The 14,042-nt window shown below is 54.8% G+C and carries 11 protein-coding genes; 1 reads left to right on the plus strand and 10 read right to left on the minus strand.

Annotated features, from left to right (window positions below; all coding sequences use genetic code 11):
* Nucleotides 1–2 precede the first annotated feature (2 nt).
* Nucleotides 3–1,019: a zinc-binding alcohol dehydrogenase family protein gene (locus tag LKX83_RS02860; RefSeq protein WP_227880666.1), complete on the minus strand. Its 1,017-nt coding sequence runs from the start codon at nucleotides 1,017–1,019 to the stop codon at nucleotides 3–5.
* Nucleotides 1,020–1,041: 22 nt separating this feature from the next.
* On the minus strand, nucleotides 1,042–1,986 hold the full coding sequence (locus LKX83_RS02865) for an aldo/keto reductase (protein WP_227880667.1): 945 nt from the start codon (nucleotides 1,984–1,986) through the stop codon (nucleotides 1,042–1,044).
* 179 nt (nucleotides 1,987–2,165) lie between these two features.
* On the opposite strand from LKX83_RS02865, the gene LKX83_RS02870 reads away from it, so the two are divergent.
* Nucleotides 2,166–3,056: an AraC family transcriptional regulator gene (locus tag LKX83_RS02870; RefSeq protein WP_227880668.1), complete on the plus strand. Its 891-nt coding sequence runs from the start codon at nucleotides 2,166–2,168 to the stop codon at nucleotides 3,054–3,056.
* A 7-nt stretch (nucleotides 3,057–3,063) separates the two neighbouring features.
* Here LKX83_RS02870 and LKX83_RS02875 read toward each other — a convergent pair whose 3' ends face one another.
* The 8 genes from LKX83_RS02875 to LKX83_RS34205 form a co-directional block, all read right to left on the minus strand.
* Entirely contained in the window at nucleotides 3,064–4,119 is a 1,056-nt protein-coding gene (locus LKX83_RS02875) for an alpha/beta hydrolase (protein WP_227880669.1), read from the minus strand.
* A gap of 360 nt (nucleotides 4,120–4,479) precedes the next feature.
* Nucleotides 4,480–5,799 carry an ABC transporter substrate-binding protein gene (locus LKX83_RS02880; protein WP_227880670.1) on the minus strand — a complete coding sequence of 440 codons (1,320 nt, stop codon included), beginning with the start codon at nucleotides 5,797–5,799 and terminating at the stop codon, nucleotides 4,480–4,482.
* Between the two features lie 111 nt (nucleotides 5,800–5,910).
* Nucleotides 5,911–7,482 carry a response regulator transcription factor gene (locus LKX83_RS02885; RefSeq protein ID WP_227880671.1) on the minus strand — a complete coding sequence of 524 codons (1,572 nt, stop codon included), beginning with the start codon at nucleotides 7,480–7,482 and terminating at the stop codon, nucleotides 5,911–5,913.
* Nucleotides 7,479–9,236 (minus strand): cache domain-containing sensor histidine kinase, encoded by a 1,758-nt coding sequence (locus tag LKX83_RS02890; protein WP_227880672.1) that lies wholly within the window; start codon nucleotides 9,234–9,236, stop codon nucleotides 7,479–7,481. The genes LKX83_RS02885 and LKX83_RS02890 overlap by 4 nt, the downstream gene beginning before the upstream one ends.
* A gap of 6 nt (nucleotides 9,237–9,242) precedes the next feature.
* Nucleotides 9,243–10,088, minus strand: coding sequence for a carbohydrate ABC transporter permease (locus tag LKX83_RS02895; protein WP_227880673.1), 846 nt, complete (start codon nucleotides 10,086–10,088; stop codon nucleotides 9,243–9,245).
* A gap of 4 nt (nucleotides 10,089–10,092) precedes the next feature.
* Nucleotides 10,093–10,986, minus strand: coding sequence for a carbohydrate ABC transporter permease (locus tag LKX83_RS02900; protein ID WP_227880674.1), 894 nt, complete (start codon nucleotides 10,984–10,986; stop codon nucleotides 10,093–10,095).
* Between the two features lie 22 nt (nucleotides 10,987–11,008).
* Nucleotides 11,009–12,949, minus strand: coding sequence for a DUF8034 domain-containing protein (locus tag LKX83_RS02905; protein ID WP_227880675.1), 1,941 nt, complete (start codon nucleotides 12,947–12,949; stop codon nucleotides 11,009–11,011).
* Nucleotide 12,950: 1 nt separating this feature from the next.
* Nucleotides 12,951–13,985: a zinc-dependent alcohol dehydrogenase gene (locus tag LKX83_RS34205; RefSeq protein ID WP_227880676.1), complete on the minus strand. Its 1,035-nt coding sequence runs from the start codon at nucleotides 13,983–13,985 to the stop codon at nucleotides 12,951–12,953.
* Nucleotides 13,986–14,042: the final 57 nt, after the last annotated feature.

The following is a 14,042-nucleotide window of genomic DNA, read 5'->3' on the forward strand; positions in this document are numbered from 1 at the left end:
CGTCATGACAGTTCCACCATCGCTTTGATCACGTTCGACCTGGGATCCAGCCAGTCGTCGAATCGATCGATCATCTCCTCGAACGACGATCGATGCGTTATATAACTGCCTACGTCGATTGCGCCGCTTCCTACAACCTCGAGCACATGGAGAAAATCCTCCTTCGTGGCATTCCGGCTGCCCATCAGCGTCATCTCGCGTTTGTGAAATTCGGGGTCGTCGAAAGCAATTTCCCCCTTCACAAGCCCGACGTACACAAGCTTGCCGCCGTGCGCGACATACCGGAAGGCGTCCGTCATGGAAGCTGCGTTCCCGGTCGCGTCGAAGACAACCGTCGGATATTCGCCTTCCGTCAAGCGCAACAACTGCAAGTCCGGATCTTTCCGTGTATGAACCGTATGGTCGACCTTTGCCCACTGTTGGCAAAAGGCGAGCCGTTCGTCATGGATATCCATGGCGATGACCTGCGCGCCCCGTTGCTTGGCGAATGCCATGACGCCAAGTCCAATCGGTCCGGCGCCGATGACAAGCGCGTTCTCTCCAGGCCTCAGCTCCGATCGACGCACGGCATGGGCGCCGATGCTGAGCGGCTCGATGACCGCCGCTTCGTCGAGCGACAGCCCGTTCGCGTTGATCAGATGCGTAACCGGCACGGAGATCAACTCGCGCATGCCGCCGTCGATATGGACGCCGAGCACGCGCATTTGCGTGCAGCAGTTGGTCTTGCCATTGCGGCAGGCCACGCATGCGCCGCAATGCAAATACGGGAGAACGCTAACCCGGTCGCCTTGGCGGAATCCTTCTTCGTTATCGCCGATCCGCTCGATGACGCCCGATAGCTCGTGGCCCAGAATACGCGGATAGGAGAAGAAGGGTTGGTTTCCCTTGTACGCATGCATGTCCGTGCCGCAGATGCCGATGCGCTTGATTCGAACGATCGCTTCTCCAGGCACGAAGGCGGGCTCCTCCAGCTCGATCAATTCGAACTGTTCGACTTCTCGGCAAATCATACCTCTCATGGCGAAGTCCCTCTCTTCAATGCTATAGATTCAAGTTTTGATTGTACGCCGGGATGCCGCTGACCCAGGTTTTGTCCCGGATCGGAGCAAGAATGTCCAGCACTTCCTCCAGCAACTCCGGATCCGTGGGTTCCTCTGCCCAGCTGGCATTTTTCCGTATGTTCTCGGGGTTCGCCGTGCTCACAAGCGTCGTCGGGATTTGCTCGTTCGAAGTGGAGAATTGAACCGCGAGTCGGGCGATGTCGACGCCTTTGGAGGCGCAATGCTCGGCCGCCCGCCTGCACGCCGCCTTCACTTCGGCGCTGGCGGGATGCCATTGCGGCGTTCCCCTCGTGCCGAGAAGCCCCATCGAAAGCGGCGAAGCGTTAACCAAGCCTACCCGCTGTCGCTCCAACTCCGGCAGAAGCTCCAGAAGCGACGTATCGTTCAGCGAATAGTGGCAGTAGGAGATGATCGCGTCCACTTCGATGTCGGGCAGCATGTGCCGGAAGAGATCGAGCGGCAGCCCGCAGATGCCGGCATGGCGGATTTTTCCCTGTTCCTTGAGCCGATGAAGCGCGGGAATCGCCTCTTCGTAAATCACGCCCGGCTCCGCGAACTCTACATCGTGAAGGAAGAGGATGTCGACATAGTCGGTGTTGAGCCGCCTCAGGCTCTCTTCGAGACTGGCGGCTATCCGCTTAGACGAGAAATCGAAATCGTCCAGACCATAGCGTCCGGCTTTGGTAGACAGATAGAACGTGTCGCGAGGAATGTTCTTCATGGCCTTCCCTAACACCGTTTCTGCCTTGGTCATGCCGTAATACGGCGATACGTCGATGTAGTTGATGCCGGCGGACAGCGCCTCATGAACGGTGCGGATGCTGTCGCCTTCATCCGTATCCCGAAATACCGAGCCGAGCGACGAGGCCCCAAAACTCAGAACGGAAACCTCCAGCCCCGTTTTGCCAAGCGTCCTGTACTTCATTTGCTTTCGCTCCTTGGTAAGGGATGAACAATGGCAGGTTGACGTAATCATTTTATGTTCCAAATTCTATTTTAACTGCATAATAACGCTCATTCCTCCACTTATATTGCGATTATCTGCTCTATTTTGCTATCATAATGGCAGCTAAGAGGTTTTTTATTAAAGGGGGCTTCGCATTCATGGAACCGCTTCGCAAGCACTTCGAAAACGGCGACCGATTTCCCTTCCGGCTGGTCTATCAAGATACGAAGTCGCCCCAGCATGAGCTGCCCGACCACCTGCACGACGGCTTCGAGTTGATCTACGTCTACGCCGGGAAAGGCGTTCTTTTCGTCAATCATGCGTTTTACGATATGTGCCCCGGCGATTTGTTTCTCATTCCCGGCAATACCATTCATCGCGCGTTTCCCGACACTATCACGCCGGTGACGTCGACGGCGATTTTTTTCGGCCGTTCGCTGATCCGTCCGACGGACCTGGGCGAAGCCTATTCCCCGCTCCGCTGCTTCGATTATGCGAAAAAACGACGGAGATATAAGCTCGAAACAGCAGGTCCGGATCGGGAAGCGATCGTCCGCCTGATCGAGGCGATGCAGGAGGAGCTTCTCGGGCGGCAGACCGGATATCGCCATTCGATCATGCTTCGGCTGCACGACCTGCTTTTGACGTTGAACCGGATGTCCGTTTCGGACGCGGGGGAGAATGGCGGAGATGCGGGACTGGAACCGACATGGATGCGGGAAACGCTGGCATTCATCGACGAAAACGTAGCCGCACCGGAGCTAAAACTGTCGGGCCTGTCCCGGCGGGCGTCGATTACGCCCTCCCACTTTTCACGCGTATTCAAGCAACTGACGGGCATGACGGTAACGGACTATGTCGCGGCCAAACGGATCATGGCGGCAAAAGAGCTATTGACGCTAACGGACGAAAACATCAGTTCGATATGCGGCCGGTGCGGCTTCGAGAGCGAGTCCTATTTTTACAAAACGTTCAAATCGTTGACCGGCATGACGCCTTCCGTCTACAAACGCCGGCAGCATGCAGACAACCCGCGGCAAGGAAAATAATCGCCCGTCACATGGACGGTTTCCCTCTCTCCTCCGCCTTCCGATAGGCTAATCGGATGAAGTGGTACAAGCTGTTGTTCCACACGCGGAAATCATGATGCCCATCCTTGATCAGAGCCTGATAGAACTCGCCAAGCGCTTCTCCCGCCGCCTCCGCCAGCCCATCGACGGACCGGCGGTAGGATTCTAGCGCCACTTCGTCCGCGTCGCCGCAAGTCATATGCAGCAGTTGAAGCTTGCGGCCGCTTTCCGCCAATCGGGTGCCCAATCGATTTCCGCCGCTCGAAGTGGGCGCGTTGGAAAAGGCGCCGACATACGCGAACAGATCCGCCATTCCCGGCGCAAGCACCGTTTCGTCCAGCCCGTTTTTCCAGCTGCTTTGGGTTCCGGTATACAGAACCGAATCGTAACGGTGCCCTCCGAGGACCAGGTTCAGGGCTTGCATCCCGCCCATCGACAAACCCGCGATCGCCCGATGCAAGCGATTGCGATCGATTCCTTCGGGGGAACCGTCCATGATGTCGGAGATGGTAGCATAATTCGATTCGATAAAGGGAATCAGATCGTATCTCAGCTCGTAATCGAAGTAATAGAAACCGAGCATGTTGGTGCCCGCGGGAGTAAAAGCGCGGTCCCTCCAGTCGTGCGCGCTTCTGCCGTTCGGAAAGACGACGATCAGCGGTTCGATCTCGCCGTTCGCGATCAGGTTGTCGATAAGATTGCACAAGATATAGTTGCCGTCGGCTATACCGTTGCCGCCCAGCCACTCGTCCTGGTCTCCTCCGACCCCATGCAGCAAATACATCACATTGTACCGGGTATCCGTATCCTTTTCGTCATAGCCGGCAGGCAGATAAATGCGGCAGGTTTTTTCGATCGGGTTCCCTTCAACGGTTTCTCTTCCCGCTTCTTTGGCATCGAAGTGGCGAGGGATCGCCAACTGTCGCGACGAATGGATGTAATGGTTAACCGGATAATGGATTTCCCGGACCGTGCCCTGCAGCTCTTTCCGAACCGCTCGCAGATCTTTATCGGGTAATGGAGCTGCGTCCAAGTTCGCCATCTTCCATTCTCATCCTTCCGTGATTAAGGTTGATTCGGCAATATATCGCACGCCAAACTGGGTATACATTCCTATTGTAGCAACGCTATCGCGCGTTCACCTCAACGGGTGTTGCGAATGTATGCTGTATTTTGCTATCTTTGCAGACTCATTCCCGCTCGCCGTCTGTGTCCTCCTCGGCCTGTTCGTTTTCCCGGCAAGCGCCCGGCGTGATGCCCGCATACTTCTTGAATACCTTTGTGATTCCTTAAGAAAGCGTTGCCATATTTGAAGATGCTAGCTTCGGTGCTGTGAAGGATGCTGTCCATAAAACGCAAAAAAAACAGGCCGATTTTGTTTCCCGGCCTGGAATGAGCTATTTTACAGTTTTATGATTTCGTCCCACTTTTTCTTTAGCTCGTCGTATGCTTTTTCAGGCGCCATTTTGTCGAACGCGACAGCTTGGGAGATCTTTGTCCACTCGTCCGTCCAGGCGCCGTAACCTTTCGGCCTGCTGGAGAACGAATTGGCGTCCGTCGCCACGCGATCGATAATATCGATTTGCATCTGGGCCGTTGCATCCAGGGTCTGCGACAGGTCGTCGAGCACCGGCTTGGAAACCGGAACTCCGCGCGCAAGCGTCAACGCCCGACCGGCTTCTTTGTCGTTGACGAACCATTCGATGAATTTTCGGGCTTCATCCGGATACTTGGAATTTTGGCTGACCGTAAAAAACTGGGAAGGAAGCATGAAGCCCCCCGCATTCGAGGCGGACGGAACCAATGTCATCGCGAATTGTCCCGGGTGTACGCTTTCAAAATTGGGGAAGGCGGCTGCATACTCCCGTTGGACCAGAATCGTTCCGTTCATAAAGAGATCCAATTGCGGATCGTTTTGCTTGTGCCCCGCCGTAACGTTCGCCGGAGGAACGATTCCTTCGTTACGAAGATCCGCGAATAATTTGTTGAATTGGATGTACGTATCCCTATCGATATTGAATTTGCCGTCGGGCGTATGGATGAACCCCTTCCCATAGGCTAACTGGTAGATCTCGTACTTGTCCGATTCTGTAGTGCCCGTTGCCATAGACAAGTCCATCATAAAATATTTGCCTTTTTCCAGCTTCGGTTTCGTTTCCTTAGCGATCTTTACCCATTCATCCCAGTTGAATCCTTTTTCCGGAACCTGGATGCCCAGCTTGTCGAATGCGGCTTTGTTGTACATAAAGGTAATCGTGTTTACGCCTAAAGGAATTCCGTACAACTTACCGTTCACTTTTCCGGCGGATAGCAGCTTCTCATTCATATTCGAAGTATCGATTCCGCCGGACAGATCCGCCAGTTGGTTGCGAAGCGCATAGTCCATCAGGTTCCCCGTATCGATCTGCATGATGTCCGGAAGATTGCGCGAGGCCGAAAGGGTCGCCAGTTTGGTGAAATAAGTATCGAACCCCATGTAGGTCGGTTCGAACGTGACGTCCGGATTGCTCTTCGAGTACAGGTCCAGCGCGGCCAGCGTAGCATCGTGACGGACCTGGGATCCCGCCCAGGTAATGCCTAATTGAACTGCAGAACCGGCCTTCGAATGGGACGGCGAATTCGCGCTTCCCTTCGAATCGTTCGAATTCGCGCCACAGGCGGTAATCACCAGAACAAGGGAAAGAGCGGTCGCGCCTAGTCCGAGCCATCTTGCTTTTGTCATTTTGATATCCCCTCTCCATGCTATTTCCCTTCTGATTATAGGCATCCCTGATGCGCTCTCAAATGAGACAAACCAACAAAAAGTTTTATTAAACACGGATCGCAGGAAACGCTAAGGTTTATTCTTCAGAACATCTGCGGGGTTTACGCCTATAAACTTTTTGAATTGGCTGCTGAAATACGGAATATTGGAATACCCGACTTTCATCGCAATTTCGTAGATATAAAGCTTTCCCTCCAATATCATCTGTCTGGCTTTCTCCATGCGAATCCTGGTGACGTACTGATTGAAGGTTTCGCCCGTGCCGTTACGAAAGATCTGCCCCAGATAGTTTTTGGAAATATGGATTTCATCCGCCAGCAGACCGAGCGTAATGTTTTCATGATAATGTTCATGGACGTAACGAACGGCAAAATCGATCATTTGCCGATGCTTGGCGTTATCGGTCCAATGCTTGCTCCGCATGACGATCTCGACCATCCGTTCCAGCCATAACCCCAGCGCCTCCGGAGAAGCGTCGCCGCCCAGCTCTGCCGGCAGGTCGAACTTCGGCGCAATCAGATCCAGTTCGATCCCGAGATCGTACAGCGAGTATGCGAGCGTAGCCCACAATTCCGCTCCCCATAGCCGCAACTCTTGCTCATCGAACGGGCGCCCGGAAGCATGTTTGCCGATAAATTCGGCGATCACCTTCCGCGCTTCCTTCTCGTCTGCCCGGCGGACCACATGCGCCAACTCCTGGTAAAACTTAAAGGAACGTTCGGGGGAGCTGAACAAAGGAAAGGCAACTTCGGGTTGCTCGAGCATGCCATTAAACGCATCCGATAACTTTCTCCAATCCGGTTGGACGCGGCTCAACTTGATGTGCACAGGTACCTTCAGCTTCGTGCCCAAATAAGACGCAAGCCCGGCCCTCAGCCATTCGGCTTCGCGTTCGAGACCGCTGAGCGGCCGATGCGGCTCTCCGTGCAAGACGACGGCATATCGTCGGCTGTGCAATTCGACGTAATCGAATGCAGGGAAAGTTTCCCGTACCATCTCGCTCGTGACATTCTGCACCGCAAATCGCAGCAAGTTCCGATCCCTCTCCCAGGCATCCCATCGTTGTACGAACGGGAGATCCAGCCTCAATATTCGATGGTCCCGTCCATTCCAATCCGCGACGATCTCCCGAATCTCCGGCCATTCGTCCGTATATTCCGAAGGACCTCCCGTCAAAATCGATTTCAGCCATTCTTGAATGACGAAAGGCTTGTATCGTTTGATCTGATCTTGCAGCTTCCTATACTCGCTCTCATTCGACCGGTCCTGCTCCAACCCTTGCGTTACCCTGGAAAGAACCGTTTTCAAGCTTTCCATCGTGACGGGCTTGCTCAAATAGTCGTCCACGCGAAGTCTGACCGCTTGACGGGCGTATTCGAAATCGGAATAGCCGCTTAAAATGACGAATTTGCCGTTGAAGCCCTCCTCTCGCAATGCCGCGATCATCTCCAGCCCGTTCATTTCGGGCATGTTGATATCCGTAAGAACGATGTCCGGATGGAGCTCGCGTACCAGCCGGAGCCCCTCCTGCCCATCGATCGCTTCTCCGACCCACCGCACCTGAAGCAGTTCCCAGGGAATGGATTCTCTCATGCCCTCCAATACGTTTGGATCATCGTCAATAATGAGGATGCTCTTCATGGTATCCTCTCCCCTCCGCCGCTTTCCACGTCTCGCAGCTCCGGGATGAACAGCGCGACGAGCGTTCCGCCCTCGTCGCGACCGCGGATCTCGAGCGCCGCTCCGCTGCCGAAGAACGCCGACAATCTCTCCCTGACGTTGCGAAGTCCGTAGCCTCCACGGGTTCGGGCAGACAACCGCGCGGCTTCCTCCGGCAATCCCTTTCCGTCATCTTCAATGATCAATCGCAGGCCGCGCTCCTCCTTTTGGCAGCGAATGGCGATCTCGCCGGTTTTGCGCCCGTGAAAACCGTGGCGGATGCTGTTTTCGATAAAAGGCTGAAGCGTCATCTTCGGGACCAGACAGCTCCTCGTTTCTTCCGGAACGTCTATCTCGTAGCGGATCCGGTCGCCCAGGCGAATCTGTTGAATTTTTATATAGCATTCGCTCAATTCGAGTTCAGCGGACAGCGGAATCAGCGACTCTCCGTTAGACAAGCCGATCCGCAGCATTTTCCCCGTCAATTCGAGCACATGGCTCATTCGGTCGTTGCCGTCCTTGATGGCCATCCAGTTCAGCTGATCTAACGTGTTGTACAGAAAATGGGGATTGATCATAGCTTGGAGCGCGCCAATCTCCGCTTCTTTTTGCTTGCGGTATTGAAGACGGAGCGTCTCGTACAATTCTTCGATCCGGTACAGCAGCTTTCGATAACCGTGGAACAACTGGCCGAACTCGTTTCGGTAGTCTTCGGGCAGCATCGACCTGCCCTTCTCTGCCGGGAAATGATTCATCGCCCGCAGCAGCAGGTAAATGGGCTGAGTAAACTTTCGGTTCAGCAGAAAGAAGAACAGGACAAGCGCGGCAACAGCCGTTAACCCGATGGCGAGCAGAAATTTCGCCATACGGGCGCTCCCCGCGACCAAGCCCTTCCATGGCGTCGTTTCCGCGAGCAGCCAACCCGAGCCTTTGATCTGGGTCCATACCACTAGCGCTTGCCCGGGAACAAGCCGGTATCCATTGGCTGCGGGCGGAAAATCAACGAGTCTTTCGCCCGTATCCAACTCCGGGATGTCGGATAGCGGGAAATCCCGGCCGACGCGGGTAATAAGCCGTCCTCCCGAATCGAACAATTGCCGACTGGGCTCGACGTTCTCCTCTAGCAGAAGCTGCTGCACCTCGCTCGCTTTCATGTTGATCATGACGATGCCTCCATAATCGCCGCCGGAGGAATAAAACTTTCTCGCGAAGCTGACGACGGACGTTTCGCCCGTGTAGGCAATGGTTCGATGCTCGCCGATCCACGCGAAATCCGATTGGCCGATTTGCGAGTACCAATCTTCTTTTTCGATGGCCGCAAGTTCCAAAAACCGTACGGGGTCGTTGATTCCGCTGCGGGGAGCTTCCCGGACGTAGACGTCGATATTCAGAATGGATGGCGTGCTGAAAGTCAAGGTTTGCAGCGAAGCAACGACGTTCTGTACCGCGACCAGGTTCTCATAGGACTCCTTGGGCTCGCTTAACAAATTCATCAACTGATTGTTCCGAACGGCGGACAACGAAACGGATTCGATCAGGGAGAACCTCGCCCGCAATTTCTCGTTTAATTGCGCCAAAATTCTCTCCTGATGGGAAGAAGTGGTGCGAATGATGCCTTGAACGGAGAAATAATAGCTGGTCCAGATGACAACAGCAAACAGAAGCACGACGAATATCGTCATGCTCCAGAAGTAAAGGTGGCGGATATGCCATTTTTTAAACAAGCGATCCATCATGTCCGATCATCCCTTGAGGCCGGTGGTTGCAATCCCTTCGACCAGGTATCTTTGCGTAAAAAAGAACAGCACGGTACCCGGTACGATCGACAGCAGCGACATCGCGAACAGTTGTCCCCACGGCGCCGCCGATTGGGAATCGACAAACAGCTTCAACGCTTGTCCGACCGTAAATTTGCCAACCGATTGAAGATAGATCATGTGGCCGAAGAAATCGTCCCAATTCCACAGAAAACAGAAGATGGAGACGGTTACGATCGCGGGCACTAGCAGCGGTACGATGATCCGGCTATATATCTTGAACGAACCGCACCCATCCATCTTCGCCGCTTCGTCCAGTTCCTTCGGAATGCCTCGGATAAACTGGACAAACAGGAAGATGAAAAACGAGCCCCCGATCCCGCCGGCCAGCGCATGCGGAATGACGAACGGCCAATACGTGTCGATCCACCGAAACGAGTCGAACAGGACATACTGCGGAACGATCGTCACCTGGTTCGGCAGCATCAAGGTCAGAAGCACAATCGAGAACCAGAAGTTGCGAAGCGGAAAGTTCATTCTGGCGAAGCCAAAAGCGACTAGACTGCAGGACACGACGGACACCGCCACAAGCGTTGCCGACAGCGCCAGCGTATTTCCGAAAAACACGCCAAATGAATAATGGGTAATGGCATTCCAGCCTTCGGTAAAGTTCTTCAACGTCGGGCGAAGCGGAATCAGGTTCGCCGACGACATCTCTTCGATCGGTTTAAACACCGCTCCGAACCACCAAAGCACTGGATACATCATAGCCGCGCTGATGACCGCGAGCAAGAGGTGAGAACCGATTGCGCTCCTTTTTGCGACTTTCATGCGATCACCTTCCATCCGTCTCGTAGTGGACCCATGCCTTGGCTGTCGCGAAGATGAGCGCAGTCACCGCGGCGATGATCGCCAGCAAAATCCAAGCCAAAGCCGATGCATACCCCATCTGGAAGTGGGCAAAAGCTTTATCGAACAGCAGCAGCGCATACATATACGTGCTTTCCACCGGACCGCCCTTGGTAATAATGAAGGCTTGCGTGAACATCTGAAACGAGCCGATCGTCTGAAGCACCAGGTTGAACAGGATGATCGGCGACAGCAGGGGTAGCGTAACCTGGAAAAAAGTCCGAAGCTTGCCGGCGCCGTCGACGGCGGCAGCCTCGTAGAATTCTCCGGGAATCTGTTTGAGTCCGGCCAGAAAAATAACCATCGAGGAACCGAATTGCCAGACCGCCAGCACGATTAAAGTACCGAGCGCCGTTTCCGGCATCCCGATCCAGTTCTTGCCCTCGATATGCAAGTAGGACAACAACTGGTTCACCAGCCCGTGCACGCCGAACACGTTGTTCCAGAGGATCGCCACCGCCACGCTTGCCCCGATCAGCGAAGGGAAATAAATGACGGTGCGATAAAAATGCATGCCTTTGAGCTTCCTGTTTAATACGATGGCGATGAGGAGCGCCGTCGCCAGCTTCAGAGGCACGGAGAGGAACACGAAAAGAGTCGTTGCTTTGAGCGAATGGACGAACGAAGTGTCTTCCGTGAAAATTTGCCGATAATTTCGAAGGCCGATCCACTGCGCCGGTTCCAGCAGGGAATAATTCGTAAACGAAAAGTAGACGGATTGCATCATCGGCCAAACGGTCAGTAAAAGAAATCCCGCCAGCCAGGGTGCGATATACAGATACCCCGCCATCGAGAGGTCGTGTTTATTCCTTCGCCTCATGGCCGCTGCGCCTCCTTGTGCATCAGGTAATCGTTCTCGATTGAATCAACGGAGCGGCATCTCGCCGGCTCCACGGCGTGGCGTACGAAGGAGGATTGACGTAGCGCTCCATCGTCAACACCATCCTCGCGCCGGCTGCCCGTCCGAGTTGGACCAGCAGCCATTTATCTGCGAGTTGGACGGAAACGGCGGGTTCGCCGCACTCGTCCAGCGCTTCCGCTTTCGTGAAACGGTGCTCACCGAAACCTCCTGCCTGAATGACGACTTCCTTCTCTTCGGCATCGTCCGTATTGATCAGCGTCAATGTCACGGAATCGTCCGAGATCCGCTCCACCAGCGCGCTGACCTTGAAGGGCAATCCCGGTCTTCCGGCTGCTGCATCGTAATACCGAACCCTTGCGTGCTGGAGGCCTCCGTGGGAAATATGCATGGGCGCGCCCAGCGTCAACTGCAGCAAGCCTTCCGGGTAGACCGGGCACATTTCCTGCCACTTGTGAATGCTTGACAACTCCTGCAGATTGTACCCGTCCGAGACCCAACCTTCCGGATCTCCTTCCGGCGACCTCATTTTATCCAGCTGCCTCTGGACGAGCGCAAGGTTGGCTTTCAGGATTTTCTCCGGATAGGTCGGATCGTTGCCGCGAATGTATTCGAACCATGGAACGGTATTGGCGATATAGTGTTTCGTTTCTTTGCCGGTATGCGGGTTGCGGCCGGATACGATCGGGATCTCGATTTCCTTGTAGAATTCGGCGACGTCCAGCCGATCGTAGCGGGCGAGATCTTGCGGGTCCATGGATACGGTCCAGAGGTAAATCGGATAAGCGGGATTCGCCGGCTTGTAGTCCGTCCAACCGCTGTCCAGATGTTTGTGCGGCACAAGCCATCTGCCGTCCGAGGATTTTCGAAGCTCCCAATTCAGATCCAACTGACGCCTGGCGACGTCAAGCCATCCCCGATCTCCAGTCAAGAGCACGGCGTTCATGGACGCGTTGGTCAACGGCTCCACGATCGTAAACAGACCGTGCGACCAGCGCCAACCGTAGTAGCCGCCCCACCATTTGCCCTCGTTATACTCGCCGATGACGCCGGACAAGCCTACGTTATCCGGCATGATGCCACCGTTGGCCTCCGCCCTTTTCTTCCATGCGCCAACATATTCGACAACCCACCGGATCAGCTCTTCGTCTCCGCTGTGCATGTACGCGTGCGCGATCAGGCTGGTCGCGTTGAGATTCAACGGAACGTCCCCTTTTGCCATCCGGTCGTTCATTTTTCGAATAATATCTCTGAACACGTCATCGTCCGACCAAGGGCATTTGCCGCTCGCGATGTCGACGCCGGTCAAATCTTCGAAGGGAGGTAAATAATCGTCCAGGATGCCACGGTGGGTGATCCAATCCTCCTCCGTCATGACGAATCGGGGACCGCGGCTGCCGTTTATCGGTGAACGAATCAGCTTCTTCTCCCGGTCATAATTTTGCGCTTCCGGATCTTCTCCCGTGTACATTTGCGCGAAGCGACGCGCCCTTTGCCTGTCTTTCAAACTCTCCGGATCCGCCAGGCCGAGAAAATAGAAGAACAGACAGCCTTCTCCGTGATGCATCCAATCGTAATACCCGTCGAATTCGCGATAAATCTGCCCGTACTCCGTCCATTGCCACGTAATCCCGTCGAACACTTTACGGGCATGCTCATACAAGGCGGAATGGCCGCCCAGGATGTACAGAAGCGCAAGATTCATGAAACCCTCGTAGGGGTCGTCCGAGCCGTCCATGCCTGGCCAGACGCTCCTCCATAACAGGGTTCCGTCCGGCTGGACGTATCGCTCGACGAACGCCTCGGCAGCGTTATTGAGATCATCCATCAACTGCTGCTGCAATACCGCCCATTCGGGCGGACGACAGGGACGATCGACCCGCAGGCTGACCATCGGTTGATGTTCGGCTTGTTTGGCTTGCATATTATCCCTCCTCCGGATCTCCGACGCAGTCGAGCAAAATCTTCATGACGCCCGCCCCGGATTCCATTTGCCGGAACCCGTCTTGCAGACGCTCCAACGGATAGACATCGCTGATCAGCCGCTCCAGCGGCAGATCGCCGGAGGACGCGAGCGCGATCGCCTCTTCGAAATCTTCTTTTTCGTACACGCGCGCCCCGAGCATCTTCAACTCCCGCCAGAAAAACCGATGAAGATCTACCGGAGGCGGATCGTTGAAAATACCGACCACCACGATTCTTCCGCGCGTTCGGGGAAGCTGTGTCATCAAACGCGCACCCGCGGAGGAGGAAGTCACTTCGAATACGACATCGCAACCGGCCCCTCCCGTCATTCGCTCGACATATTCGACGATATCCTGTTTTTGCGGATTGATCGCCTCGATTCCAAGCTTCGAAAGCAGCTCGATCCGATATGGATTTATCTCGGAGACAATTACATTCGCTCCATACGCCTTGGCGACAAGCGCGATCAATGTTCCGATTGGCCCACCTCCCAAAACCACCGCCCATTCGCCGCTTTGGATTTCTCCAATACGAACGTCGTGACAGGCGACCGCCAACGGTTCGATAAGCGCGCCCAGCTTCAAAGACAGCGAATCGGGGATCGGCAATACGGCATGGGCGGGTACGGTCCAATACGATTGAAACGCCCCCGGCGTCTCGATGCCGATGAATTTCAAACGCTGGCAGATATGCCCATGCCCTGCAAGGCAGGCCGGACATTCCCCGCAGGAGATCAAGGGCATGACAACTACCCGATCCCCCCCGGCCACATGGGTAACGTCCGTACCGACGGATCGGACTACACCCGACATTTCGTGTCCCATTACATGCGGCAATACGATGCGATGATCCATTCGACCGTGATAAAGATGCAAATCCGTTCCACAGATCCCCGCATAAGCGACTGCAATCTGAACCTCGTCCGACGCAGGAGGGACGGGGGTGCATTCCTTGATCCGTATGGCACTATTCCCTTCATAAATAGCTGCTTTCACGCGTTTTCACTCCTTGTACAACTCAATAAATCAAGTGTAAAGAACCAAATCCAAAAT

Source organism: Cohnella baijiui (assembly GCF_020731285.1).
GTDB lineage: Bacteria > Bacillota > Bacilli > Paenibacillales > Paenibacillaceae > Cohnella.

What these genes read in the sequence shown, in the direction of transcription:
- LKX83_RS02875 (WP_227880669.1), bottom strand. Translation starts at nt 4,119, where the DNA reads ATGGCGAACTTGGACGCAGCTCCATTACCCGATAAAGATCTGCGAGCG.
- LKX83_RS02860 (WP_227880666.1), bottom strand. Translation starts at nt 1,019, where the DNA reads ATGAGAGGTATGATTTGCCGAGAAGTCGAACAGTTCGAATTGATCGAG.
- LKX83_RS02870 (WP_227880668.1), top strand. Translation starts at nt 2,166, where the DNA reads ATGGAACCGCTTCGCAAGCACTTCGAAAACGGCGACCGATTTCCCTTC.
- LKX83_RS02885 (WP_227880671.1), bottom strand. Translation starts at nt 7,482, where the DNA reads ATGAAGAGCATCCTCATTATTGACGATGATCCAAACGTATTGGAGGGC.
- LKX83_RS02880 (WP_227880670.1), bottom strand. Translation starts at nt 5,799, where the DNA reads ATGACAAAAGCAAGATGGCTCGGACTAGGCGCGACCGCTCTTTCCCTT.
- LKX83_RS02890 (WP_227880672.1), bottom strand. Translation starts at nt 9,236, where the DNA reads ATGATGGATCGCTTGTTTAAAAAATGGCATATCCGCCACCTTTACTTC.
- LKX83_RS02900 (WP_227880674.1), bottom strand. Translation starts at nt 10,986, where the DNA reads ATGAGGCGAAGGAATAAACACGACCTCTCGATGGCGGGGTATCTGTAT.
- LKX83_RS02895 (WP_227880673.1), bottom strand. Translation starts at nt 10,088, where the DNA reads ATGAAAGTCGCAAAAAGGAGCGCAATCGGTTCTCACCTCTTGCTCGCG.
- LKX83_RS02865 (WP_227880667.1), bottom strand. Translation starts at nt 1,986, where the DNA reads ATGAAGTACAGGACGCTTGGCAAAACGGGGCTGGAGGTTTCCGTTCTG.
- LKX83_RS02905 (WP_227880675.1), bottom strand. Translation starts at nt 12,949, where the DNA reads ATGCAAGCCAAACAAGCCGAACATCAACCGATGGTCAGCCTGCGGGTC.